Below are 23,710 nucleotides of genomic sequence, written 5' to 3'. Positions count from 1 at the left end.
CCCTTGCCGTTTGGCAAGAGCTTTTTGATTATTTATAAGTCAGCAGGAAGTATTTCTTTTTACCGCGGCGAATGACGGTAAACTGTCCTTCGATGCGGTCGTCGCCGGTGAGGACGTCCGCAACATCGGTGCGGCGCTCGCCGTTAACGTATACCGCGCCGTTTGTGATATCTTCGCGCGCCTGGCGTTTAGACGGAGACAGCTTGGATTGGACGAGCACCTCAACAAGAGGCAGTTCATCCGCTTTCTCAAGTTCCATGGAAGGAACCCCTTTAAAGCCGACCTTCACTTCTTCAGCAGTCAGCTGTTTAATATCTCCGCTGAAGAGTGCTTTTGAGATGTTGACGGCCTGCTCAAACGCTTCACGGCCGTGTACAAGAACGGTCACTTCTTCGGCGAGGCGCTTTTGCGCTTCGCGTTTTTCAGGCGCCGTCTCTGCTTTTTCAGCGAGATCTTCAATTTCTTCTTTGGACAAGAAAGTGAAGTATTTTAAGTATTTCACGACATCCCTGTCGTCGGTATTGATCCAGAACTGATAAAACTCATATGCCGATGTCTTCTCTTTATCAAGCCAGATCGCGCCGCCTTCCGTTTTTCCGAACTTCGTGCCGTCTGCTTTTGTCACAAGCGGAATCGTCAATCCGAAAGCTTTTGCATTCTCTTCAGATTTGCGGATAAGCTCGAGACCTGACGTGATATTGCCCCACTGGTCGCTTCCGCCGATCTGCAGCTTGCATTCCTGGTTTCTGTACAAATTCAAGAAATCGAGAGACTGCAGGATCATGTAGCTGAATTCAGTATAAGATATGCCCGTCTCGATTCTGGAACTTACCGTATCTTTGGCAAGCATGTAATTGATTCCAAAGTTTTTGCCGACATCGCGCAGGAAATCAATGACGTTCATTTTGCCGATCCAGTCATAGTTGTTCGCCATAATCGCCGGATTTTTTTCAGCTTCAAAATCCAGGAAACGCGAAAGCTGGTTTTTGATTTTCTGCGACCATTCGCGGACGATTTCTTCATTGTTCAGCGTGCGCTCCGCTTTCTTTCCGCTCGGATCGCCGATCAGGCCCGTCGCTCCGCCTACGAGCGCAATCGGACGATGTCCGGCCAGCTGAAAGCGGCGAAGCATTAATATTGGCAACAGGTGTCCGATATGCAGACTATCAGCTGTCGGATCAAATCCGGAGTATAAGCTGATTTTTTCTTTATCCAGCAGTTCTCTCAAGCCTGCTTCATCGGTTTGCTGCTGAATCAGTCCCCTGAAGGACAAATCATCAAGTAAGTGTGTCATCATCATTTAGCTCCTTTTTTCCAAAAATAAAACGCCCCTTCGCAAAAACGAAGGGACGATAAAAATCGCGGTACCACCCTGCTTAAAAGAACGCATGGCCGCGCTCTTTTCACTCTCAATGATAACGGAAAAGCTTCCGTTCTTCTGCTACACAAAGCCCGGGAGGCTTTTTTCGCAAAAGCGGTTCGTGAGTGTAATTCAAACCATCCATATGTGCTGATTTTCACCGGCCATCAGCTCTCTAAGACAGGGAAGGATGCGTTTTACTGATCTCAGTCTTCACCTTTTGAATATTCGACTAAATCTTTTTTAACATAATATTTTTGCATTGTCAATGAGACATCAGTCTTCCATCGATGAGAGATCGCCTGCCGGAAGGTTCAGCTCCCAAGCTTTCAGGACGCGTCTCATGATCTTTCCGCTTCTTGTTTTCGGCAGTTTATCCTTGAATTCGATTTCCCTTGGCGCGGCGTGTGCGGCCAAACCTTGTTTCACGAACTGCCTGATTTCCTCTTTTAACGAATCTGACGGTTCATAACCGTCCCTCAAGGCGATAAATGCTTTAATAATTTCACCGCGGACGGGATCCGGTTTGCCGATGACGCCTGCTTCAGCGACAGCTTGATGCTCAACAAGCTTGCTTTCGACTTCAAACGGGCCGACGCGCTCGCCCGATGTCATGATGACATCGTCGATCCTTCCCTGGAACCAGAAGTATCCGTCTTCATCCATGTAGGCGGAATCTCCTGACACATACCAATCCCCCGGCATAAAATAGGAGCTGTATTTTTCAGGATTGTTCCAGATCGAATGCATCATCGACGGCCAGCCTTTTTTAATGGCGAGATTCCCCATTCTGTAAGGAGGCAGTTCATTTCCCTGGTGATCGACGATTGCAGCCTCTACGCCTGGAATCGGCTTGCCCATCGATCCCGGTTTAATTTCCATGCACGGGTAATTGCAGATGAGCTGCGCTCCTGTTTCGGTCATCCACCATGTATCATGAATCCGGTTGCTGAAGACTTTATGCCCCCATCTGATGACTTCAGGATTTAACGGCTCCCCTACGCTTAAAATATGCCGTAATGAGCTCAGATTATATTTGTTTACGAGATCGTCGCCAGCACCCATCAGCATCCGAAAAGCCGTTGGCGCGCTGTACCATACCGTCACTTCCATTTTTTCAATCGTTTCGTACCATGCTTCGGGACTGAATCTGCCGCCTACGACAACATTCGTTGCTCCATTCAGCCACGGACCGAAGATCCCGTAGACCGTTCCGGTAACCCAGCCTGGATCAGCCGTGCACCAATAAATGTCATCGTCGTGCAGATCAAGAACCCATTTGGCTGTTTGATAATGCTGAATCATTGCTTTGTGGACGTGGAGAACCCCTTTTGGCGCGCCGGTCGAACCCGATGTATAGTGAAGCAGCATCCCGTCTTCCTGATCCATCCATTCAATCTCAAGATCAGTATCTGCTTCAGCCGCTTTCGCGTAATAATCGATGACAGACCCTTCTTCCTTTACGCCTTCTCCAACGACAATGATTGATTCAAGATCCGGAAGTTCACCGGCCGGCACCCGTTCAAGCAATTCCGGCGTCGTCACGATAACCTTCGCTCCGCTGTTTAAAAGCCTGTCTTTGACAGCGCCTTCCATAAATGCTTCAAACAACGGCCCGACGATCGCTCCCAATTTGACAGCGCCGAGAAGAATAAAATAAAGCTCGGGTGATCTCGGCATAAAAACAAACACACGGTCTCCCTTTCCCACATTGGCATGCTGCTTTAAGACATTCCCGGCTTTATTCGTTTCATTTTTCATCTCTCTGAAGGTGTACTTTTCTTCGCGGACCGGATCTTTGTAGTAAAATGCCACTTTATTTTTCAAATTTGACTCAGCGTGGCGGTCGATCGCTTCATAAGCTGCATTGATTTTTCCCGTTTTGTGCCATGAAAAATGTTTTTCGGCATCCTTCCAGTCAAATGTCCGGTATGCTTCATCATAGTCTTTCAAGTTGTAGTTTCCCTTTTCTGCTGGCAACGCTTTCAATTCCATGCCCATCCCCCTTTGTTCGCTCATCAAAATATATTATAGTATAGATTTTTTATTTTCTCAATTTTTAAAAAATACTCTTCCATCCTATGAAAACGCTTAATATTTTGGTATATTATGTATAAAAGACTTCAACTAAGATGTAAGGCGGTGGATACGTGGACCATCACAAAACTTATCATGCCAAAGAATTGCAGACCGAGAAAGGCTCCGTGCTGATAGAGGGCCCTATCAGTCCCGAAAAACTCGCACAATATGAATTTCACAACGAGCTTACAGCCTTTCGCCCATCTCAAAAACAACATGAAGCATTAATCGAAATCGCAGGGCTTCCCGAAGGACGGATCATCATCGCCCGTTTCCGGCAAACCATTGTCGGCTATGTGACATATGTTTATCCAGACCCGCTTGAAAGATGGTCTGAAGGAAACATGGAAAATTTAATTGAGCTTGGAGCCATCGAAGTCATTCCGGCGTTCAGGGGTCACTCTGTCGGGAAGACGCTGCTTGCGGTCAGCATGATGGATCCACAGATGGAAAAATATATCATCATCACGACTGAATATTACTGGCATTGGGATCTAAAGGGGACTAATAAAGATGTTTGGGAATACAGAAAGATGATGGAGAAAATGATGAATGCCGGAGGGCTTGTCTGGTTTGCGACAGACGATCCGGAAATCAGCTCCCATCCCGCCAACTGTTTAATGGCCCGCATCGGAAAAGAGGTCAGTCAGGAGTCGATCGAGCGTTTTGACAGACTCAGATTCCACAATCGTTTTATGTATTAAGGGAGCAAAGGGGACCTGAATATGATTGTTGAAAAAATCATGAAACGGGATGTTGTGACACTTTCCAGAACGGATACGATTGAAGAAGCGATCAAACGCATGCGAACATTTCATATTAAACACCTTCCCGTCATCAATGAACGGGGAACGGTCATAGGCATCGTCACGGACAGGGACGTCAAAACAGCAAGTCCGAGTATTTTTGCCCAAAACAGATCTCACGAAGATTTAAAAAAGCCGGTGGAACTGATTATGTCAAAAGAAGTGATCACCGGTCACCCGCTTGATTTTGCCGAAGAAATATCAGCTATTTTTTTCGAACACGAAATCGGCTGCCTCCCGATCGTAAAAAACGGGAAGCTTGTCGGCATTGTGACAAAATCCGATTTGCTGCATACGTTCGTCCAGCTGACAGGAGCCCATTTTCCAGGCTCCCAAATCGAAATCAAAACCGATCATATCGCCCGTAGCCTCGCTGATATCAGCGCCATTTTCAGCAGGCGCCAAATCGCCATATTGAGCGTGCTCGTATATCCCGGTGATGAAGATGATTCGAAAATACTCGTGTTTCGCGTTCAAACAATGAATCCCGCCTCTATCATCAAAGACGTGAAGTCCAAAGGGTATCAGGTTCTTTGGCCGGCTGTTCAAAGGGATTTGCCATGAAGGACAGCGTATTTATTTTTTCTCCCTCTTACCAAACCTATCAATTTCATCAAGATCACCCGTTTAATCAGCTGCGAGTCTATGTAACATACGATCTTTTGAATACGGTCGGCGCATTTGAACCGGGAGAAACGATTGCTCCGCGCATAGCGACAGAAGCCGAGCTCGGCCTTGTTCACACAGGCGATTATATCAAGGCTGTCCAGCTTGCAGGGGCGGGAAAACTCCCGGCAGCCGAAAGCGAAAACTACGGGCTTGGAACAGAAGATACCCCTGTCTTTGCCGGGATGCACGAAGCCGCCTCCCTTTTGGTGGGCGGAACACTGACAGCTGCAGACTATGTCATGACGGGCAAAGCAAGACACGCCCTCAATCTCGGAGGCGGGCTTCACCACGGATTCAGAGGAAGAGCTTCAGGATTTTGCGTCTATAACGACAGTTCAGTTGTGATACGATATTTGCAGAAAAAATATCATGCGAAGGTTTTATATATTGATACGGACGCCCATCACGGCGACGGGGTGCAGTTTACGTTCTATGATGATCCTTCCGTGTGTACCGTCTCGATTCATGAAACCGGCCGCTACCTTTTCCCGGGAACGGGGCAAGTACAGGAAAGAGGTCATGGCGAAGGCTACGGCTACGCTTTTAATATCCCGCTCGATGCCTTCACAGAAGATGAGTCTTTTCTTGAATCCTACCGGACGGCTGTTTCTGAAATAGCCGAGTTTTTCAAACCGGACGTTATTTTGTCGCAAAACGGAGCTGACGCGCATTACTACGATCCGCTGACACACTTGTGCACGACGATGAAGATTTACGAAGAGATTCCAAAGCTCGCTCACGAACTTGCACACACCTATTGCAACGGAAGATGGATCGCTGTCGGCGGAGGCGGGTACGACATTTGGCGCGTCGTACCGAGGGCATGGGCAAGAATCTGGCTTGAAATGAAAGGAATGAAACCTGAGGATAAGATGCCTGAAAAATGGCTGAAAAAGTGGGGGAAGCAGGCATCTGTCCGACTTCCTGCCAACTGGTCCGACCCGGCAGATTTGTATCCTCCGATTCCAAGAAAATCCGAAATAACGGAAAAAAACGCCCAAACCGTTGCCAAAGCTCTTTATCCGATTCGCTCTGCCAAGCGCGCCACTTAATGCGAAAAATCCCGGCGTACAGAAAAGGCCTTGCTTTTATGCAAGACCTTGCTTTCTTCTCATTTATTTTTTTGCGATGACAATTTCGACGCGCCTGTTTTCCTTCATATGGCTCTCTGTGCGGTTGTCCTTGACCGGTTTTGTATCGGCATAACCGATGGCAAGAAAACGTGAAGAGTCGAGCTTTTCTTTCGACGTAAAGTAGCCGATCACAGTGCTCGCCCTTGCCGCAGAAAGCTCCCAATTGGATGGAAAACGGTAAGTCGAAATCGGGCGGCTGTCCGTATGCCCCTCCACACGGATCGGGTTGGACACTGATTTGAGAAGGACGGCGATTTTATGCAAAAGCGGGTGAGCCTGGTCTTTCAGATCCGCTTTTCCCGAATCAAACAAAACCGCTTCCTGAAGGACGAGGATGATGCCCCGTTCATCACGCTTGGCCGCTATCAAACTTGACAGTTCATTTTTTTCAATATAGTCGTTGATTTTCTTTAATAAATCTTCTTGGCTTTTAGCCGTTTTTTCAGCCTTCTGATCGTCCGCGTTTTCTTTTTTCAGCTCTGCGGCGGATTTGCCGTCGGCCCTGTCTTGAAATGAACCGACTGCTGCTTTAAATTTGTTTAAATCGATTTGCGACATCGAAAACAGTAAAATAAAGAACACGAGGATGAGCGTAATCAAATCCGAAAACGTGATGATCCAGTTTGACGATTTGCGACCCTGCTCGCGCTTTCTTCGTTCATGTCTAAGCTTCATGAGCCCTGTCCTTTTGTTTTATATGATCCGCCCGCTTTTTTGCCCATTCTTCTTTTGAACTGAAAACGACAAGCTGGCTTTCCAGATTTCGCGGATTTCTTCCCGACTGGATGCCGATGATGCCTTCGATCATGACCTGCTTCTTAAAGATTTCATTCTCAGTCTTTTCTTCAAGCTTTGCGGCGATCGGTATAAACAGCATGTTGGCTAAAAGGGATCCGTAAAGCGTCGTCAAAAGGGCGATCGCCATATTCGGACCGAGCGTTTCCGGCTTGTTCAGGTTTTTGAGCATCATGACGAGTCCGACAAGGGTTCCGATCATTCCCCATGCAGGGGCAAATTCCCCCGCTTTTTCAAAGATTCTTCTTCCCTTTCTGTGCCTTTCTTCCATCGCGGCGATTTCCGAGTTCATCACATTACGGATCGTCTCCTCGTCCCATCCGTCGATGGCAAGAAGCAGACCTTTTTTCAAAAACGGGTCTTTCATTTCATTGATATTGGCGTCCAATGATAAAATTCCTTGTTTGCGCGCCTGTTCAGACAGGCTGACAAAGGTTTTGACCAAGTCGCGTACATCGTCTTCTTCCGAAATAAAGACCTGCTTCAGCACAGCCGGCGCTCTTTTTAAATCTTTCGGGGAAAAGCTGATGAAAACAGCTGCACACAATCCGCCCGTCACGATAAAGAAAGACGTCAAATCGATAAACGAATAAAAACCGGAAAGCCCCGCTCCAGAGACAACGCCGATTACTAAAATGAAAATACCCAAAATCAAACCGACCGGTGTCAGATAATCAAATCGTTTCATTTTTTCATAATCTCTCCAGCTCAAGGAAAAGAAAGCAAGCAATTCACGAAAAAAGCTGTGAACACTTGCTTTCTTTCTCGTTTATTTAATCATGATCATTTTGTTGATTGTCTGAGTTCAATGCGATGCGGCAGCTGGACAATATGCTCTTCGACTTCCTCTTTGTTCATCAGCTTTGTCAGAAGTCTCATCGCTACGGCACCGATATCATACGTCGGCTGGACGACAGTCGACAGCTGCGGTCGAACCATTAATGAAAGCCTTGTATTGTCAAAGCCGATCACTTCAAGGTCATCCGGAATAGCCAGTCCTTTATCCTGTGCTGCGTGAATAACGCCGAGTGCCATTTCGTCTGTCGCTGACAGGACGGCCGTCGGTTTTTCATCCAGCTTCATTAGCGCCTCCAGCGCTTCCATTCCTGAATCGTACGTATAATCGCCTTCTGCGACATACTCTTCTTTAAATGTCAGCCCCTTATCCTCAAGCGCTCTTTTAAAGCCTTGAAGTTTTTTCGCTTGATTGACCGGCTCAGTCATAGGTCCTGATACAAACGCAAGGCGCTTATGGCCTTTTTCAATCAGCATGGTAGCCGCATCATAAATCGCCTGTTCATAATCGATCGCAACCGACGGCGTTTCCCCTTTTTCTTCAACAGATGCCGCAAGCACGATCGGAACTGGTGACCGCTTAAACTCCTCCACATGCTCTTCAGTGACATTTCCGCTCATAAAGACGATACCGTCAACTTGTTTTCCCAGCATCGTATTCAAAAGATGAAGTTCTTTGTCCATATTCTGGTCGGAGTTGCTCAAAATAATATTGTACTTGTACATCGTTGCGATATCTTCGATTCCCCTCGCCAGCTCTGAATAAAAGATGCTGGAAATATCGGGAATGATCACACCGACAGTCGTCGTCTTTTTGCTTGCAAGGCCCCTTGCCACGGCATTTGGACGATAGCCAAGACGCTCGATGGCTTCAAGCACCTTCTTTCTCGTCGTCGGCTTGACGTTCGGATTTCCGTTCACAACCCTGGAAACGGTTGCCATACTTACATTTGCTTCGCGTGCTACATCATATATTGTCACATTACTCATTTTTACCACTCCTTCAACTGGGTACACTTTTCTTTTCCTATAGCATAAACATTTTCATGTAGAGAAATGTCAAAATGTAAAACTTTATGTAAAATAAACAGAACTCAAGTTTACATTATTTTTCATAACCTGCCAAAACAAAAGGGGCTCTCTGAAATTATACACGGTTTTACCTAATATGAAAACGTTCCCTTTATTTTTATAATTAATTTAAATAAGAATAAACAGCTTTTTAATTAAAAATAAGACATTTTTTCGACAATTTTTGATGACAACTAAAAAAAGGACCGCTCGAAAGCGGTCCATAAACGAATCTTATGCTTTTACTTGAACGAGCGGCTTCAGTTCATTTAACCATTTTTCAAATGTCGGGATATCCATTTGCTGAGCAGAGTCGGAAAGCGCGACAGAAGGATCAGGGTGAACTTCGGCCATGACGCCGTCAGCTCCGATCGCAAGCGCTGCTTTTGCTGTCGGAAGCAGCAAGTCGCGGCGTCCGGTAGAATGAGTGACATCCACGAATACAGGAAGGTGAGTTTCCTGCTTCAGGATCGGCACAGCTGAGATATCAAGCGTATTTCTAGTCGCTGTCTCATACGTTCTGATTCCGCGTTCGCAAAGGATGATTTGATCATTGCCCTGTGACATGATGTACTCCGCTGCATTGATGAATTCCTTCAGCGTTGCGGCAAGTCCGCGCTTCAGCAGAACCGGCTTCTTCACTGAACCGGCGGCTTTTAAGAGCTCGAAGTTTTGCATGTTGCGGGCGCCGATTTGGATAACATCAATGTAATCAATGGCTTCTTCAATATGCTGCGGATTCACGATCTCACTGATGACGGCAAGATCATACTCATCAGCAACACGCTTTAAGATTTGCAGGCCTTCAACACCGAGGCCTTGGAAGTCGTACGGGCTTGTACGGGGTTTGAAGGCTCCGCCGCGAAGCAGTTTCAAGCCTTGCTTTTTAGCTGCGGCTGCAACTTCGGCTACTTGCTCATAGCTTTCAACCGCACACGGACCGACGATAAATCTTTGTTCTCCGTCGCCGATCTTTTCGCCTTTCAAATCAACGATCGTATTTTCAGGCTTTTTCTTGCGGGAAACGAGCAGTGCTTTGCTGTGATCGTCTTCCTGAAGCTCAAGTCCAGCTTTGAAAATCTCTTTGAAAATATGCTGGATCGTCGAGTTTTCAAACGGTCCGTCATTATTTTCAATAATTTCGTTCAGCATCGCTCTTTCTCTGACTGGATCGTAGCGGTTGATGCCTTGCGCTTCCTTCGCTTTTCCAATCTCCTGAACGATTCTTCCTCGCTCATTAATCAGCTTTAATATTTGCAAGTTTAATTCATTCGCCTGCTGCCTCAGCAAATCAAGTTCAGTGTTGCTCATGTTATCCATCCTTTCTTTTTAACTTCACCCTCTATGAGAATAAGAATGATTCAATTGATTAGGGTTTATTATAAACAATGTTTCTTAAAATGTCACGAAAAAATTCTTTATTACCAAAACGCTTTTAAGCGATAAAGCATTATATGCAGTTTATCCCTTGCTGTGCGGGTGTTTGTCGGAAGAATAAAAAAAAGAATCCTGTTTGATTCTTTAACTTGATAACCTGTATATTCTCTGTATTGCGGTTTCGACGCTAAAAACCCTGTCATTCAAGGCAGCCGCCTTATCATCGGCATGTTCGACAATGTTCTCCGTAAATTGTCCGATGTTCTCGATGATCGTTTTCGGGAGCCTCTCCTGTCCTCTTTTCAGTTCATCTATATCTGTTTCAAGCCGATTCAGCCGCTTGTCCATTGCGTTTAAGCGGTTTTCTACTTTGTTTAAGCGCCCGTCTATTTCTTTGAAGCGCTTGTCGATTGCGTTAAAGCGCTTATCTACTTCAACGAAACGTGCGTCCACTTCATCGAAGCGCTTGTCTATCTCAACGAAGCGTGCGTCCACTTCATCGAAGCGCTTGTCTATCTCAGCGAAGCGTGCGTCCACTTCATCGAAGCGCTTGTCGATCTCAGCGAAGCGTGCATCCACTTCATCGAAGCGCTTGTCGACCTCAACGAAGCGTGCGTCGATTTTGTCTAAGCGCTTGTCGATTCCATCAAGACGCTGATTGATCGGACTCAATTCTTCTTTTAGAACGGATTGAAGCATGTCCTTTAATTCAGTGTTCAACTCATCACCTCCTGTTTTATTAATTATAACGTACAACCATGGATCAAACGATACATTTTCCTAAAAAGGCATTTCCATGAGGCAAAAGCATCATAACAACATAGAAAACGGCCAAAACGCTATACGTCTTGGCCGTTTTTACCTGCGGATTATCTGCTGTTTTCCGCAAGTGCTTGAGCTGTAATTTGCGAATGGGAGGCGTGCCATTTCACGTTCCCGTTTGTAAAAATGAAGGCTTGAGGACTTTCGTGTTTAATTCCGTACTGCTCAGCGATATAGTTTGACAGCGGTCGGCTTTCCTGCACTTTTAGATAATAAGCCGGTATGTCTTCATGCTGATTGGCGAATGATTCAAATTCTTCAAACGCGCGCCTGCTGATCGGGCATGTCACACTATGTTTCAAAAAGATAAATGTATCGTTGTTTTCTGCAAGCTTTTTAAATTCATCCTCTGTTTGAATGAGCTGTTTCGACACGGTGATCTCCCTTTCCTCCATTATTTCTGGACGGTATCCGCTGTTTCCCTTGCTTCATCTTCTATTTCATTTTTGGCTTCTTCAGCCTGTTCTTCGATTTTAGTCGATGCTTCTTCCTTTAGTTCATCAGCTTTTTCAGCACCTTTGTTTCGCAAGTCTTTGACTTTATCCATGATCTGTGAAGACTGGTCGGCAACAAGCTGTGAAATCGAAGATGTCTTCTCTTTGGCGATGCTGACGTACTCAGAACCTCTCTCCCTCGCTTCGCTTGTGAGCTTTCCGGTCTTATCTTTTAAAACGACAGCCTGATTTCCGAGGTCATCGCGAAGCTCTTTCCCTGACTTCGGTGCTAAAAATAAAGCTGCGGCTGCCCCGATGATTCCGCCTACAAACGTGCCGATTAAAAAATCCTTAGTATTCATTCCATCTTTACTCATAAATTATTCCTCCTTCATCTTCTTTTGTTTCCATCTATTCCAAATTTCCAAAGCTGCATTGCTCCAGCTGACAACTTGAGAAATTTTTTCACGGTTTTGCTCTGCGGCTGATGTGACGGACTCTGAAACCTGCTGAATGGAGCTGTTAAACTGCCTGACCGATGTGCCGACTTCCTGAACGGCATCCACGACCGTATTCAGCTTCAAAGATTTTTCCTGAATATCATCAGCGAGCCGGTTCGTCTTATTCAGGAGCTCCGTTGTTTCAGCTGTGATGCCTTTCATTTGTCCTTCAACACCTTCCAGCGTTGCGGCAACATGATTGAGTGTGACTTGAAGCGATTTTAATGTTTTTGATAAATAGATAACCAGAATAAGAAAGCTGACAGCGATGAGTGCGGCGCTTAAATATAGAATAATAATCATCTTATCCTCCTCGAGCTAAGGTCTTACAATTGATGTATACCCAATTGTTTAAATCGTAAACCTTTATATTTACTTTTTCTACACGCACGAGAGAATTCCTTTAACAGAAACTCCCGGCTCCATATGTACAAAAAAGCAGCGGATTGACTCACACTGCCTTTTTCATTATGCTAATACATTTTCATATGCTTTTAAATACTTTTGAATGTCACCTGCGCCCATGAAAATTAACACTGCATTTTCATGCTCCTTTAAAATCGATGTGTCATTTTCATCGATCAGCTTCGCCTGCGGGATTTTCTCCTGCAAATCGCCGATCGTCAGCTTTCCTGCATTTTCCCGGGCAGATCCGAATATATCGCAAAGATATACATAATCGGCTTTCTTGAGGCTTTCGGCAAACTCATTCAGGAACGACTGCGTGCGCGTAAATGTATGCGGTTGAAATACTGCGACAACGTCCCGTTCCGGATACTTCTGTCTGGCTGCTTCAATCGTCACCGTGATTTCAGTCGGATGATGGGCATAATCGTCAATCAACACTTGGCTGCCGGCATGTTTTTCGTTAAATCTGCGTTTAACGCCGCCAAAGGTTTGCAATCCTTCTTTAATGATATCGACATCGACCTGTTCATAATGGCAGAGTGCGATAACGGCCAAAGCGTTCAGAACGTTATGGCTGCCGTATGCCGGTATATAGAAGGTATCGTAGAATGTGTTCCTGACGAAAACATCGAACGTTGTGCCCTCGGTATTTTTGATGACATTTCTCGCCTGAAAATCGTTTTCCTCGGCAAAGCCGTAGTATACGACTGGAACGTTCGCATGGATTTTCATCAAATATTCGTCGTCGCCGCATGCGATAATTCCCTTGTTCACCTGTAATGCCATCGTTTGAAATGCGTCAAATACATCATCGATATTCGCGAAATAATCGGGATGATCAAAATCAATATTTGTCATGATCGCATAATCAGGCTGATAGCTCAGAAAATGCCTTCTGTATTCACAGGCTTCAAGCACAAAGTACTCGCTGTTTTCGCAGCCTTTTCCAGTCCCGTCTCCAATCAGATAAGATGTCGGTTTTGCTTTCTGGATGACATGGGATAAAAGACCCGTCGTTGACGTTTTGCCATGTGCCCCTGTCACGGCAATACTCGTAAATTTCTTCAGATAGTCACCGAGGAATTTATGATACCGCACGACTTGCAGGCCTTCGGCTCGCGCTTTTTCAATTTCAGGATGGGTGTCGGGAAAAGCATTTCCGGCAATAACAATCATTCCCGGCTTGATATTTTCCGGATCAAACGGATATATCGGGATATTTCTCTCCTCTAAAGCGGTTTGTGTAAAAATGTACTTTTCGATATCCGATCCTTGGACATTATATCCATTATCATGGAGAATTTGGGCAAGCGGACTCATACCTGTCCCTTTTATTCCGACAAAATGATAAACAGTCATAATTGTACCTCCAACAAACGTCTATCTGCTTCCCAGTATATGACGCTTATTTCAATTTGCAACCTAAGCTCGGCCGCATCGTTTTCTTCAAAGTCATCATTATATTCAGTATCAGACATTTTCAAGAGTGAATAAACCTCCTGCGTAAAGGATTTTTTTGAACCCTTTCACGGAAGTGCTCTTAAAAACGGATTAAAACGCCGCTGCCGGCGCTTTAATATGCGGCGCTCTAAAAAAAACACGCCCATCTGCTATCATACCATGTTTAGCCGAAAAGTGAACTACTTTCTATTAACTGTTCCAGCTCGGCCTTTGTAATCAGGACTTCTCTCGGCTTACTTCCTTTCGCCTCAGAAATCATGCCTTCCCTTTCCATCATATCGATTAATCTGGCAGCTCTGTTATAGCCGATGCGAAAGCGCCGCTGCAGGCTTGAAGTGCTGGCGCTGTTTTGTTCCACGGCAAATTCGCACGCTTCCAGAAACAGTTCATCCTGATCAAATCCGGCCGGATTTTGTCTGACCAATTGTTCTTGTTCAAATAAATAGTTCGGCTCCTGCTGCCGTCTGACATGTGAAACGACACGGTCAATCTCCCGGTCGGAAACAAAGTTGCCCTGCAGGCGGACCGGTTTGCCTGAACCGTTCTCCAGGAACAGCATATCCCCTTTTCCAAGCAGCTTTTCAGCTCCCGCCATATCGATAATCGTTCTTGAATCGACGGCGCTTGATACAGAAAACGCTATTCTTGTTGGTATATTGGCTTTAATCAAGCCGGTAATGACATCAACTGAAGGCCGCTGCGTCGCGATCAGAAGATGGATGCCGCACGCTCTTGCTTTTTGTGCGATTCGGCAGATGCTTTCTTCCACTTCATTCGGAGCGACCATCATTAAGTCGGCAAGTTCATCAATCACGACAACAAGATAAGGAAGTTTTTCACCCATGTTCTGTTCCCGGACTTTTTCATTAAATCGTTCAATTTCCCGAACACCGGAATGGGCAAATAATTCATAGCGCCGCTCCATTTCTTCGACAACCCATTTTAATGCAGCAGTTGCCGCTTTGGCATCTGTGATGACAGGACTGACGAGATGAGGAATTTTATTATACGGAGCAAGCTCCACCATCTTAGGATCGATAAGCAGAAGCTTGACATCCCTCGGCGCCGATTTGAACAGCAGACTGACTAAGATCGTGTTGATGCATACGCTTTTCCCTGATCCCGTAGCCCCGGCAATCAACCCGTGGGGCATTTTTTTCAGATCTGCCACGACGGGCTTTCCGGAAATGTCGAGTCCGAGGGCTGCGGTCAGAGGGGACGGATTCGTTCTGAATTCCGAACTTCTGATCATTTCGCGCAAATAAACCATTTTACTATGCAGATTCGGCACTTCAATTCCGATCGTATTTTTTCCCGGAATCGGGGCTTCGATCCGAATATCTTTCGCTGACAGGCTGAGTTTAATATCATCTGACAGATTTGTAATTTTGTTGACTTTCACTCCGGGTTCAGGATGCACCTCAAATCTTGTCACAGAAGGCCCCTGGGTGACATGAACGACATTTGCTTTGACATTGAAGTTCTCAAGCGTGACGTCCAACAGCTCGCGCTGCTCGTGTATCCAGGCCTGATCATCCTGCTTTTGCGCCGGAGGCACATCAAGCAAAGACATATTCGGGAACTGATATCCTTGAGGCGCTTTTTCTTTTTGTTTATCTGATGCAAGCATCATGACATTAAACGGAACAGAGCCTTTCTTCGATCCCGGAGCAGCTCCTGTTTCCCGTTTCCGCGGAGCCTCAGGCCGCCCCTCAACTGTCCCTGTACTCTCCCGGTCCTGTTCGCTGTTTTCGGGTTCACCCGCGCTTGACGCTGTCTCTTCCGGTTCCGGTGAAAATGATGCATGCTCATGTCTCCAGCCAGCCTGGCTGCTTCCGCTTGTTTCTTCACGAGCGTCAGCCGGCGTGTTGGAATCTGTCCGGTTTTTGTTATCGGAAGGACCATCGCTCTGGTCGGATACTTCAGAACTGCGGCCAGTGTACTGCTTTTCTGGAATTGAAGCTTCCGGGTCAGGCAGCATTTCGTCCGAGCCGTTAGTCTCCCCATGTTCTTCTACGATGGTTTCTGCATCCTCTGCAGTTTCCTTCTCTTCTCCGGTTTCCTCGATCTGATCCAAAAGCTTTTCGATTTGTTCCGGCGTTTGCTCGGCGGGAATTGCTTCTTCTTCCGTTATGTTCCATGATGCGGTGGCTGTCTCTTCTTCAGCTTCATACCGCAGCGCTTTCTCTTCGGCAAGCCCGCCGCCTTCTGTCATTCGCTCTTGGCGGATTTCCGTTTCTTCCGGAGTATGCGTTGAGACAGAGGTTTCCGTTCGTTCGGATTCATGCCGCAGCGCTTTCTCTTCGGCGAGCCCAGAATCTTCTGTCATTCGCTCTTGGCGGATTTCCGTTTCTTCCGGAGTATGTGTTGAGACAGGGGTTTCCGTTCGTTCGGATTCATGCCGCAGCGCTTTTTCTTCAGCGGCTTCGCCACCTTCTGTGATTTGCTCTCGGCGGAAATCCGTTTCCTCCGACATATGTGGAACATCTTCAAATTCGGCTCGCCACGCCGGATTGCGGCTCTCGCTTTTAGTCAGCGGACGGCCGTTCTTTTCAGTTTGCAAGGAAGGTTCTTCTCGTACCGGCTGCTTATTTCCGGCAACCTTCTGCTCTTTTTCAATTTCTTCGTTAAACAGCGTGACACGCGCTTCCATTTGTTTGTTTGCACGATATGTATAATTTTCCGGTTTGACTCTTTTCTGTTCATGAAAGCCGTAAACCGGTGACGGGATGACGGACGGCCTAAAGGGTTTTTTCGCCGCTTTCTCTTCATGATGATAGGAATTTCCGGGTTTCGGCTGAGAAGCTGTGTGTCGGCCTGCCGGGCGGCGGGTCCTTTGTTCGCGGCTGTCATCCTTTTCCCGCGGCCGCGAGTTTTGATCAGGTATAACCGGGAAGCGGAATTTCCCTTTTGGATATTCATATACGACTTTTGCGTCGGAAATTTGCGGCATTTCTTCTTCTTTCTCTATAAATGAATCCGCCTCAAACTCTTCTATGTGCTTTTTTTGTTTTTCATTATCTTCATCATCGCCTAAAAACAGGCTGAACATTTTATTAAACCAGCTCATGAATCATCACTCTCTAACTCCCTTAAATTTTTCGGGGACGGTTTTAAGTATACCACTGCTTCCCCACCCAGAAAAGGACAAGTCCTTCTCATGTGTCCGCCCTCCGAATAAAAAAGCCGCCAAGTTTGTCTACCCAGCGGCTTCTTTTTTACATCTATTCGAAAGTTTTGTTCATTTTATGCCGTTAAAATGTAAAAGCTTCTCCTGCTTTACGGCTGTCATCAAGGACAAGAATGCCTTTTTCCTTCGGCGCGTCTGGGAGGTTCAGTTCCTTGGCAGAACAAATCATACCGCTTGACGCCACTCCGCGAAGTTCCGCATCTTTAATAATCATACCGCTCGGCATCACGGCTCCAACTTTGGCTACGACGACTTTTTGGCCGGCTTCAACATTAGGAGCTCCGCAGACGATTTGCAGCGTCTCGCTCCCTACATTCACTTTGCAGACACTCAGTTTATCGGCATTCGGATGCTTTTCTTTTTCTTCGACATATCCGACTACAAACTTCGGAGAAAGATCGACGGTCAGCTCATCTTTCAAACCGTTGCGGACCAGAATTTCATTCACATCCTGGACAAAGGATTCGGAAAGCGCAACAGCTCCGCTTTCCTCAATGCTCACATATGAGGAGACATTAAAAATGTTATAGCCAGCTGTTTCCTTTGTGTCTTTATGAAAAATTTTCACGACGTCTCCGCAGCGCTCAAAAGCGATCTCTTCGCGCGGAATATCGTTCAATGAGATGAGCAGCGTATCGCCTACGCCTTCTGGATTATAAAATGCGTTCATGAGAAAAATTCCTTTCTATCATTTCTTTTTAGGGCGGTTTTTAGCCAGAATAAAGATCGGTTCAAGCTTTCCATCCTCATAAAGGAAAGAAAGCGCAGTGATCGGCACTGTTCCGTTTGCAAAAAAGCTCATCGACATTTGACCGAGAATATCGTATCCGGCATTGTTGCGGATGTCGGCAATAATCAGCACATCCTGGTGCGGGATTGACACCGCCAGTGTCCCTTCCGCGCTTTTCTCATACTCTGCGAGAATCGATTCGTTCAACACCCTGCTGGCGTCATAGCCGTCATTTGCTCTGAAAAAGTAGAAGTGATTGCCGGCGACTGCGTCTTCTTTGACAACGGTTTGGAGCGAGCGAAGGTTAAAGGAAGCCGTTTCCCGAATCCTTTCCTTTGTCCAGCCCTCTTTTTCCAGCATTTTTTCGTCGATCAGCCGGTATGTGTTTCCAAGGTCGAGCGCGTAGTATATTCGTGTTTCAGCCGTGTGGCCGTCAAAAATCAAGGGAACGCCTGCGCTGGATTTCTCGGGAAAGGAAGTCGAGCGGATGACGGGATAGATGAGACTTTCCCGCCCTTCCATTTCCTGCGACTGGCCTTTCATGGCATTGAGTGCTTCCTCAGTATAATAGACGACTTCGTCAATCGCATCATCTTTTTTCTGCTCCCATTTGGCGATGATCCCCGGGAGTTCGAGTGTAATGCCTTTTCCTGTATTTTTATCCTCGATTCTCAAGGTGTCTTTTTCCCTATCGAAATGAAAGGACCAGTTGTCATTTTGCAAACGTTTTTTTAATATATCGGAAAGTTTCCTTGACGTCATTTTCATAGAGGAACTCTCCTTTCGGCTACTTATTCAGGGAATCTGTCAAAAATTGCTCGATTTCCTCTTTCGTTTTTCGGTCTTTGCTGACAAAGCGGCTGATTTCGTTTCCTTCTTTAAATACGAGGAAGCTCGGGATTCCGAAAATGTCCCACTCCGCGCACGTATCAATAAATTTGTCACGGTCAACATAATAGAATGTAAATTCCGGATAGTTCGCCTCAAGCTCGGGCAAAAACGGTTCTACAAAACGGCAGTCCGGGCACCAGTCAGCCGAAAACATCAACAAGGATAAATCGTCTTTCACAACTTTTTGCAGTTCTTCATTCGTCTCGATTGTTTTCATCACTCAACGCCTCCAATATATGTTCTTATCATCCATTCGGATCATACCAGACAACCGGCTCCATATCCAGCCTTTTGCTGTCCACCTGCTTTTTTAAAAGATGGACGATTCTTTATGTATCTTACCCGTTTTAAAAAGGGAAAATCTTAACGATCCGATCCTCTTTCATATCATAAGCATAATTTTTTTGCTTTATCAAGCCATTCTCGTTTAACATGGTAAGTAATAGGGTAAAAATATCCGTTAAGGCGCCTTGCGCCGTGATCCCATGACAGTCAGGAGGAGCATGTATGGAATTTATCGTTTATCTTGCCGGAGAAATACATAGCAATTGGCGTGAAGAAGTGAAGGAAAAAGCAAAATCGCTCAAGCTACCGATCACGTTCGTCGGACCGATGGAAAATCACGACCGCTCCGACAACATCGGTGAAGAAATTATGGGCAAGCAGGCTGATTCGATCGCGAAAGATGATGCAGCCTCGGATTTGAATAATTTTCGAACTTCCGTTTTAATGAACAAAGCGGATGTGGTCATCGCTCTTTTCGGGGAAAAATACAAGCAATGGAACACGGCGATGGATGCTTCATACGCGATTGCCAAAGGCAAGCCGCTGATCATCATCCGTCCTGAGTCACTCCATCATCCGTTAAAAGAACTGTCAAACAAAGCGAACATTACCGTAGAAACTGTCAATCAGGCGATTAAATCGTTGTCGTACGTATTTGAAAGCCGGTAGCTGTATCATCAAAAAGAGACCCTGTGCGTAAAGCGGCACAGGGTCTCTTTGTTCAATCATTTCGCAAAATCGATTGTACGGCAGAACTGTCGCAAGCTTTGACAAGCTTGAGCAGCAATTCTTTTGCAGCAAGGTAGTCATCAACGTGGATAATGGAAGCAGATGTATGGATATATCTTGAACAAATGCCGATCACGGCCGAAGGAACGCCTTCATTTGAGATGTGAACACGACCGGCATCGGTTCCTCCAGGGGAAACAAAATATTGATACGGGATGTCATGAGTCTCTGCCGTATCCAGCACAAAATTTCTCATTTCGCTGTGCGTCACCATCGTCCGGTCGAAAATCCTTAACAACACCCCTTTGCCGAGCTGGCCAAATTGATTTTTGTCGCCGCTCGCATCGTTTGCCGGACTTGCATCAAGCGCGAAAAACAAGTCAGGCTGTATCATATTGGCCGCAGTTTGCGCGCCTCTTGTGCCGAGCTCTTCCTGAACGGTCGCGCCTGAGTAAAGCGTGTTCGGAAGTTCTGCTCCCTGCAGTTCTTTCAGCAACTCAATGCTGAGTCCGCAGCCGTAGCGGTTATCCCATGCTTTCGCCATGATCTTCTTTTCATTTGCCATCGGGGTAAACGGACAGATCGGCACGATTTGCTGGCCTGGTTTGACACCGATGCGTTCGGCATCTTCCCTGTCATCCGCACCAATATCAATCATCATGTTTTTGATATCCATTGGACGTCTCCTCTGCTCATCTGTTAAAAGATGAGGAGGCGTGCTCGCGATGACGCCGGGGATCGGCCCATTGTCCGTATGGATTTCCACCCGCTGAGCCAATAAAACCTGGCTCCACCAGCCGCCCAGTGTTTGAAACCGAAGCAGTCCGTTGTCTGTGATTGATGTCACCATAAATCCCACTTCATCCATATGGCCGGCCACCATAATTTTCGGACTGTCTTCAGGTCCATGTTTAACGCCGAACACGCTTCCCAGTCTGTCCTGGAGGATCTCATCAGCATATTTTTCAAGCTCTTTTTTCATGAAACGGCGGACTAGATGTTCATTTCCCGGGGCGCCGGGGAGCTCCGTCAGCGTTTGAAAAAGCGTTCTCGTTTCCTGATTCATCTGTTTCCCTCTTTTCTTATGTATCTCTCTACATTTTACATAAGTGTGCGATGTGTTTCCAGAAGAGAGCCTATCCTTAACACGGACGGACATGTTCTGTATAATGAAAAAAACAAGCTTTGGAGGTGCTGAAAAGATGAAACTGCGCCATTTTCTTCTTGGGGCCGGCATCGGCATTGCCGCGGCCGTTGTTGTCAAACAATATGTCATGCAGCCTTACATTTCTTCTGAAAAAGCGCTGCGCATCGTCAAGTCCGCTTTTAAACAGAGAGGCCCGATCGACGGTTCATGGATATATACCGTTCCGGAAGCCTATACCGTAAACGGCGAAACCGTCATGGTGTACAAAACAGGCATTACACGTTCTGCTTTCGGAGAGCTTGAACAGTACGAAGTCATGGTTGATGCGAAGACAGGCATGATCGTAGATGTGATTGATACCGCAGCATAGCATCAAAAAAATGCGGCCTGAAATGGCCGCATTTTTTATATGGCGCGAATCGGCCGGTAGACCGGATGCCACATCGCATCCTGTACAGCTTGAATCACATCGCCCGGCTCATTTTCTGCAACTCCGTCTTTTATGGCTGCTTTAATGACAGCCGTTGCCACTGTTGCGGAAACCGTGCGCAAATCCTCAACCTCCGGAAGGAGCGCTGCGCCGGGCCGTCCGGTGTCAACCATACCCGCGATCGCAGCTGCGCTAGCGTAAAACATGTTGTCCGTAATCAGCCTTGCTTTTGATACGAGCGTTCCGAGACCGAGACCGGGGAATACAAAGGCATTGTTCGCCTGGCCGATCGCATAACGGGTGCCGTTGTAATCGACAGGCGCAAACGGGCTTCCTGTGGTGACGAGCGCCCGCCCTTCCGTCCATTTGATCAAATCTTCTGGTCTTGCTTCAGATAACGGCGTCGGATTGGACATCGGAAATATAGCCGGCCGTTTCACATGCTTTGCCATTTCTTTTACGATTTCTTCTGTAAATGCGCCCGATACAGTAGAGGTTCCAATCAAAATGGTAGGCTGCACTTGTTTTACCACCTCAAGCAGATCGATTGTATCCCCCGGGCCGTTCCGGCTAAAGTCTTTGACCTCGTCGGCAGGCCGTGCATACGGCTTTTGAATGTCCTGCAAGTCGTTCATATCATCTGTCAGCAAACCGTTCCGGTCAACACACCAAAAACGGCGGTATGATTCCTCTTCCGACACCCCCTCTTGAACAAGAGCGGCGCGAATTTGCTCTGCGTTGCCGATCCCGGCCGTCCCCGCTCCGAATATGACCACTTTATGATCTTTTAGGGGCATTTTCGATATTTTGACGGCCGCAAGCACCGCTGCAAGGGTGACTGCTCCTGTGCCTTGAATGTCGTCGTTAAAGGTGCAAATTTTGTCTTTGTATTTTTTTAAAATCTGACGTGCATTTTGCGTTCCGAAATCTTCCCAATGCAGCAAAACGCCCGGAAACGTCTCGGTTGCGATTTGAACGTATTGATCAATAAACGATTCATAACGCTCGCCTCTGATTCTTGAATGCTGATTCCCGACATAAAGCGGATCATTGAGAAGCCTTTCCTGGTTCGTCCCCGCATCAATGACAACGGGAAGGACCTTGTTAGGATCGATGCCCGCAGCCGCAGTATAAACGGCAAGCTTTCCGATCGAAATGGCGATGCCTCCGACTCCCCAATCCCCGATTCCGAGAATCCCTTCAGCATCAGTGGCCACAATCAAATCGATCCGGCTTTTTTTAGCGGCCAGATTTTCAAATGCCGTTTTCATGCCTTCAGGGTCATTAACCGACAAAAACAGCCCCCGCGGCTTTCTGTATTCATGGCTGTATTGCTGGATTGCCGTTCCGACAGTCGGGGTATAAACAATCGGCAGCATTTCTGTCATATGGTCGTTCAGAAGCCTGTAGAACAGCACTTCATTTCGGTCATGAAGCGCCGTTAAATAGACGTTTTTGCTCAAGTCATCAGGTTGTGATTGGAACTGTTTATACGCCCGTTTTGCCTGTTCTTCAAGCGTCAGCACTTTGGGAGGAAGCAATCCTGTCAAGCCGAGAGCTTCCCTTTCCTCCGGAGGGAAGGCAACCCCTTTGTTCAGCAGGGGCGTTGCAAGGACTTCAAATCCTCTTAATTGCGTCTCGATCACTTGTTCATTCAGATTATTGTGGCTCACCCGTCGTCTTCCTTTCAAAAGTTAGTTATCCTTAGGATGGATAACTACAAAGCAAACCATTCACCAAAATAGCTTAGCGCCTTTCTCTCTTTACTGACTCTGCAATCTCGCCGTTTTCATCCCATTTTAATGCCCTATAAATGGCGTCATGGTAAAAAATGTACCAGGCGTTTTTCTCGGCGGCTTTCGCCTGCCATGCTTGCTTCGCCGCAATCGATGTCATCGGATAATCGTCGTACGCCAGCACCCAGAGAGGATTCTGATGGGCATGCGTCGGCATAATATCAGCCATATGAAGGGCCGTTTCGCCGGCATCCTCAAAAACGATCACGGAATGACCGTCGCTGTGGCCGCCTGTATGATGCATCGTAATTCCCGGCAAAACTTCAAGCTTCTCATCGAAGGTCCTCACTTGATGCTGAACTGCTTCCCAGTTTTCTTTCCAATATGTATTTTTGGAGCGGATATTCGGATTTCTCATCTCTTCCCATTCGATCGCAGACGTGTAAATCGCTGCATTCGGAAACACGGAAACAAGGCTTTCTCCCTCATAGCGCGTCAATCCGCATGCATGGTCAAAATGGAGATGTGTCATCAGAACGGCGTTGATATCTTCCGTTGAGAGCCCGAGTGCTTTTAACGAGTCAGCAATTGACGATTCTTCGGTGACCCCGTAATTTCGTTTCTGCTTATCCGTCAGTTTGCCGCGTCCGATACCGGAATCGATCAGCAAATTTGTGCCGTCTTTCTGAACAAGTATAGGGTCTGTTCTCAGTTCGATCTGATTTTTCTCATTGGCCTCATACTTTTTAGACCAAAGCGGCTTGGGCACAACGCCGAACATGGCGCCTCCGTCCATATGTGTAACGCCTCCGTTCAGCCATGTCAGCTTGATTCGTCCGATTGTTAAAGTTTCCATGATCAT

The 23,710-nt window shown here is 46.6% G+C and carries 23 protein-coding genes and 1 other annotated feature; of the genes, 5 read left to right on the top strand and 18 right to left on the bottom strand.

Annotated elements, in window-relative coordinates:
- Positions 1-28: 28 nt before the first annotated feature.
- A complete protein-coding gene (gene tyrS, locus LQ247_RS17530; protein WP_023855507.1) occupies positions 29-1,294 on the bottom strand; it encodes a tyrosine--tRNA ligase in 1,266 nt (421 codons plus the stop codon).
- A 48-nt stretch (positions 1,295-1,342) separates the two neighbouring features.
- Positions 1,343-1,583, bottom strand: a binding site (T-box leader).
- A 53-nt stretch (positions 1,584-1,636) separates the two neighbouring features.
- A complete protein-coding gene (gene acsA, locus LQ247_RS17525; RefSeq protein ID WP_020452599.1) occupies positions 1,637-3,355 on the bottom strand; it encodes an acetate--CoA ligase in 1,719 nt (572 codons plus the stop codon).
- 155 nt (positions 3,356-3,510) lie between these two features.
- Here acsA and LQ247_RS17520 point away from each other — a divergent pair, with 155 nt between their 5' ends.
- The 3 genes from LQ247_RS17520 to LQ247_RS17510 are packed head-to-tail and all read left to right on the top strand — an operon-like array spanning position 3,511 to position 5,966.
- Positions 3,511-4,143, top strand: a complete 633-nt coding sequence (locus LQ247_RS17520; protein ID WP_020452600.1) for a GNAT family N-acetyltransferase — start codon at positions 3,511-3,513, stop codon at positions 4,141-4,143.
- 21 nt (positions 4,144-4,164) lie between these two features.
- The gene (locus tag LQ247_RS17515) at positions 4,165-4,809 is read left to right on the top strand and encodes an acetoin utilization AcuB family protein (RefSeq protein ID WP_144499105.1); all 645 of its coding nucleotides are present in this window, start codon (positions 4,165-4,167) and stop codon (positions 4,807-4,809) included.
- Positions 4,806-5,966 carry an acetoin utilization protein AcuC gene (locus LQ247_RS17510; RefSeq protein ID WP_095323542.1) on the top strand — a complete coding sequence of 387 codons (1,161 nt, stop codon included), beginning with the start codon at positions 4,806-4,808 and terminating at the stop codon, positions 5,964-5,966. Before LQ247_RS17515 ends, LQ247_RS17510 begins: the two co-directional genes overlap by 4 nt.
- Before the next feature lie 63 nt (positions 5,967-6,029).
- On the opposite strand, the gene motS is transcribed toward LQ247_RS17510, so the two are convergent.
- The 13 genes from motS to LQ247_RS17445 form a co-directional block, all read right to left on the bottom strand.
- Positions 6,030-6,722 (bottom strand): flagellar motor protein MotS, encoded by a 693-nt coding sequence (motS, locus tag LQ247_RS17505; protein ID WP_020452603.1) that lies wholly within the window; start codon positions 6,720-6,722, stop codon positions 6,030-6,032.
- Positions 6,712-7,530, bottom strand: a complete 819-nt coding sequence (motP, locus tag LQ247_RS17500; protein WP_020452604.1) for a flagellar motor protein MotP — start codon at positions 7,528-7,530, stop codon at positions 6,712-6,714. Before motP ends, motS begins: the two co-directional genes overlap by 11 nt.
- Before the next feature lie 95 nt (positions 7,531-7,625).
- Entirely contained in the window at positions 7,626-8,627 is a 1,002-nt protein-coding gene (gene ccpA / locus LQ247_RS17495) for a catabolite control protein A (protein ID WP_020452605.1), read from the bottom strand.
- A 315-nt stretch (positions 8,628-8,942) separates the two neighbouring features.
- Positions 8,943-10,019 (bottom strand): bifunctional 3-deoxy-7-phosphoheptulonate synthase/chorismate mutase, encoded by a 1,077-nt coding sequence (locus LQ247_RS17490; protein WP_003184447.1) that lies wholly within the window; start codon positions 10,017-10,019, stop codon positions 8,943-8,945.
- 210 nt (positions 10,020-10,229) lie between these two features.
- The gene (locus LQ247_RS17485) at positions 10,230-10,805 is read right to left on the bottom strand and encodes a hypothetical protein (protein ID WP_231006351.1); all 576 of its coding nucleotides are present in this window, start codon (positions 10,803-10,805) and stop codon (positions 10,230-10,232) included.
- A gap of 149 nt (positions 10,806-10,954) precedes the next feature.
- Positions 10,955-11,281 carry a bacillithiol system redox-active protein YtxJ gene (gene ytxJ / locus LQ247_RS17480; RefSeq protein ID WP_020452607.1) on the bottom strand — a complete coding sequence of 109 codons (327 nt, stop codon included), beginning with the start codon at positions 11,279-11,281 and terminating at the stop codon, positions 10,955-10,957.
- Between the two features lie 20 nt (positions 11,282-11,301).
- Positions 11,302-11,718: a YtxH domain-containing protein gene (locus LQ247_RS17475; RefSeq protein ID WP_020452608.1), complete on the bottom strand. Its 417-nt coding sequence runs from the start codon at positions 11,716-11,718 to the stop codon at positions 11,302-11,304.
- Positions 11,719-11,721: 3 nt separating this feature from the next.
- Positions 11,722-12,144: a DUF948 domain-containing protein gene (locus LQ247_RS17470; RefSeq protein WP_020452609.1), complete on the bottom strand. Its 423-nt coding sequence runs from the start codon at positions 12,142-12,144 to the stop codon at positions 11,722-11,724.
- Between the two features lie 165 nt (positions 12,145-12,309).
- A complete protein-coding gene (gene murC, locus LQ247_RS17465; protein ID WP_035338179.1) occupies positions 12,310-13,608 on the bottom strand; it encodes a UDP-N-acetylmuramate--L-alanine ligase in 1,299 nt (432 codons plus the stop codon).
- A gap of 265 nt (positions 13,609-13,873) precedes the next feature.
- Positions 13,874-16,780 (bottom strand): DNA translocase FtsK, encoded by a 2,907-nt coding sequence (locus tag LQ247_RS17460; protein ID WP_231006350.1) that lies wholly within the window; start codon positions 16,778-16,780, stop codon positions 13,874-13,876.
- A gap of 184 nt (positions 16,781-16,964) precedes the next feature.
- Complete coding sequence (gene ytpR / locus LQ247_RS17455) at positions 16,965-17,570, bottom strand: YtpR family tRNA-binding protein (protein ID WP_026579063.1); 606 nt, start codon at positions 17,568-17,570, stop codon at positions 16,965-16,967.
- Positions 17,571-17,588: 18 nt separating this feature from the next.
- Entirely contained in the window at positions 17,589-18,398 is an 810-nt protein-coding gene (locus tag LQ247_RS17450) for a DUF1444 domain-containing protein (RefSeq protein ID WP_020452613.1), read from the bottom strand.
- Between the two features lie 19 nt (positions 18,399-18,417).
- Entirely contained in the window at positions 18,418-18,738 is a 321-nt protein-coding gene (locus LQ247_RS17445) for a thioredoxin family protein (protein WP_003184462.1), read from the bottom strand.
- Between the two features lie 290 nt (positions 18,739-19,028).
- Here LQ247_RS17445 and LQ247_RS17440 point away from each other — a divergent pair, with 290 nt between their 5' ends.
- Positions 19,029-19,475 carry a YtoQ family protein gene (locus LQ247_RS17440; RefSeq protein ID WP_020452614.1) on the top strand — a complete coding sequence of 149 codons (447 nt, stop codon included), beginning with the start codon at positions 19,029-19,031 and terminating at the stop codon, positions 19,473-19,475.
- 52 nt (positions 19,476-19,527) lie between these two features.
- Here the strand turns inward: LQ247_RS17440 and LQ247_RS17435 are convergent, their stop codons facing one another.
- Positions 19,528-20,601, bottom strand: a complete 1,074-nt coding sequence (locus LQ247_RS17435; RefSeq protein WP_020452615.1) for a M42 family metallopeptidase — start codon at positions 20,599-20,601, stop codon at positions 19,528-19,530.
- 136 nt (positions 20,602-20,737) lie between these two features.
- Here LQ247_RS17435 and LQ247_RS17430 point away from each other — a divergent pair, with 136 nt between their 5' ends.
- Complete coding sequence (locus tag LQ247_RS17430; RefSeq protein WP_020452616.1) at positions 20,738-21,052, top strand: PepSY domain-containing protein; 315 nt, start codon at positions 20,738-20,740, stop codon at positions 21,050-21,052.
- Positions 21,053-21,087: 35 nt separating this feature from the next.
- Here the strand turns inward: LQ247_RS17430 and LQ247_RS17425 are convergent, their stop codons facing one another.
- Positions 21,088-22,785, bottom strand: a complete 1,698-nt coding sequence (locus tag LQ247_RS17425) for an NAD-dependent malic enzyme (RefSeq protein WP_231006349.1) — start codon at positions 22,783-22,785, stop codon at positions 21,088-21,090.
- A 73-nt stretch (positions 22,786-22,858) separates the two neighbouring features.
- Positions 22,859-23,704, bottom strand: a complete 846-nt coding sequence (locus LQ247_RS17420) for a YtnP family quorum-quenching lactonase (protein ID WP_144499111.1) — start codon at positions 23,702-23,704, stop codon at positions 22,859-22,861.
- Positions 23,705-23,710 lie beyond the last annotated feature (6 nt).

The sequence above is a fragment of the Bacillus sp. BS3(2021) genome (assembly GCF_021043345.1).
Classification (GTDB): Bacteria; Bacillota; Bacilli; order Bacillales; family Bacillaceae; genus Bacillus; species Bacillus paralicheniformis.
Note: the sequence above shows the minus strand (reverse complement) of the source record. Positions and strands in the feature narration are given on the sequence as shown.

Bases quoted from the DNA above. Each gene is read 5' to 3' on its own strand.
- LQ247_RS17445 (WP_003184462.1), bottom strand. From the start codon at position 18,738: ATGAAAACAATCGAGACGAATGAAGAACTGCAAAAAGTTGTGAAAGAC.
- LQ247_RS17510 (WP_095323542.1), top strand. From the start codon at position 4,806: ATGAAGGACAGCGTATTTATTTTTTCTCCCTCTTACCAAACCTATCAA.
- LQ247_RS17470 (WP_020452609.1), bottom strand. From the start codon at position 12,144: ATGATTATTATTCTATATTTAAGCGCCGCACTCATCGCTGTCAGCTTT.
- murC (WP_035338179.1), bottom strand. From the start codon at position 13,608: ATGACTGTTTATCATTTTGTCGGAATAAAAGGGACAGGTATGAGTCCG.
- acsA (WP_020452599.1), bottom strand. From the start codon at position 3,355: ATGGAATTGAAAGCGTTGCCAGCAGAAAAGGGAAACTACAACTTGAAA.
- LQ247_RS17435 (WP_020452615.1), bottom strand. From the start codon at position 20,601: ATGAATCAGGAAACGAGAACGCTTTTTCAAACGCTGACGGAGCTCCCC.
- LQ247_RS17460 (WP_231006350.1), bottom strand. From the start codon at position 16,780: ATGAGCTGGTTTAATAAAATGTTCAGCCTGTTTTTAGGCGATGATGAA.
- motS (WP_020452603.1), bottom strand. From the start codon at position 6,722: ATGAAGCTTAGACATGAACGAAGAAAGCGCGAGCAGGGTCGCAAATCG.
- LQ247_RS17475 (WP_020452608.1), bottom strand. From the start codon at position 11,718: ATGAGTAAAGATGGAATGAATACTAAGGATTTTTTAATCGGCACGTTT.
- LQ247_RS17440 (WP_020452614.1), top strand. From the start codon at position 19,029: ATGGAATTTATCGTTTATCTTGCCGGAGAAATACATAGCAATTGGCGT.
- LQ247_RS17490 (WP_003184447.1), bottom strand. From the start codon at position 10,019: ATGAGCAACACTGAACTTGATTTGCTGAGGCAGCAGGCGAATGAATTA.
- LQ247_RS17430 (WP_020452616.1), top strand. From the start codon at position 20,738: ATGAAACTGCGCCATTTTCTTCTTGGGGCCGGCATCGGCATTGCCGCG.
- LQ247_RS17420 (WP_144499111.1), bottom strand. From the start codon at position 23,704: ATGGAAACTTTAACAATCGGACGAATCAAGCTGACATGGCTGAACGGA.
- tyrS (WP_023855507.1), bottom strand. From the start codon at position 1,294: ATGACACACTTACTTGATGATTTGTCCTTCAGGGGACTGATTCAGCAG.
- ccpA (WP_020452605.1), bottom strand. From the start codon at position 8,627: ATGAGTAATGTGACAATATATGATGTAGCACGCGAAGCAAATGTAAGT.
- motP (WP_020452604.1), bottom strand. From the start codon at position 7,530: ATGAAACGATTTGATTATCTGACACCGGTCGGTTTGATTTTGGGTATT.
- LQ247_RS17450 (WP_020452613.1), bottom strand. From the start codon at position 18,398: ATGAAAATGACGTCAAGGAAACTTTCCGATATATTAAAAAAACGTTTG.
- ytpR (WP_026579063.1), bottom strand. From the start codon at position 17,570: ATGAACGCATTTTATAATCCAGAAGGCGTAGGCGATACGCTGCTCATC.
- LQ247_RS17515 (WP_144499105.1), top strand. From the start codon at position 4,165: ATGATTGTTGAAAAAATCATGAAACGGGATGTTGTGACACTTTCCAGA.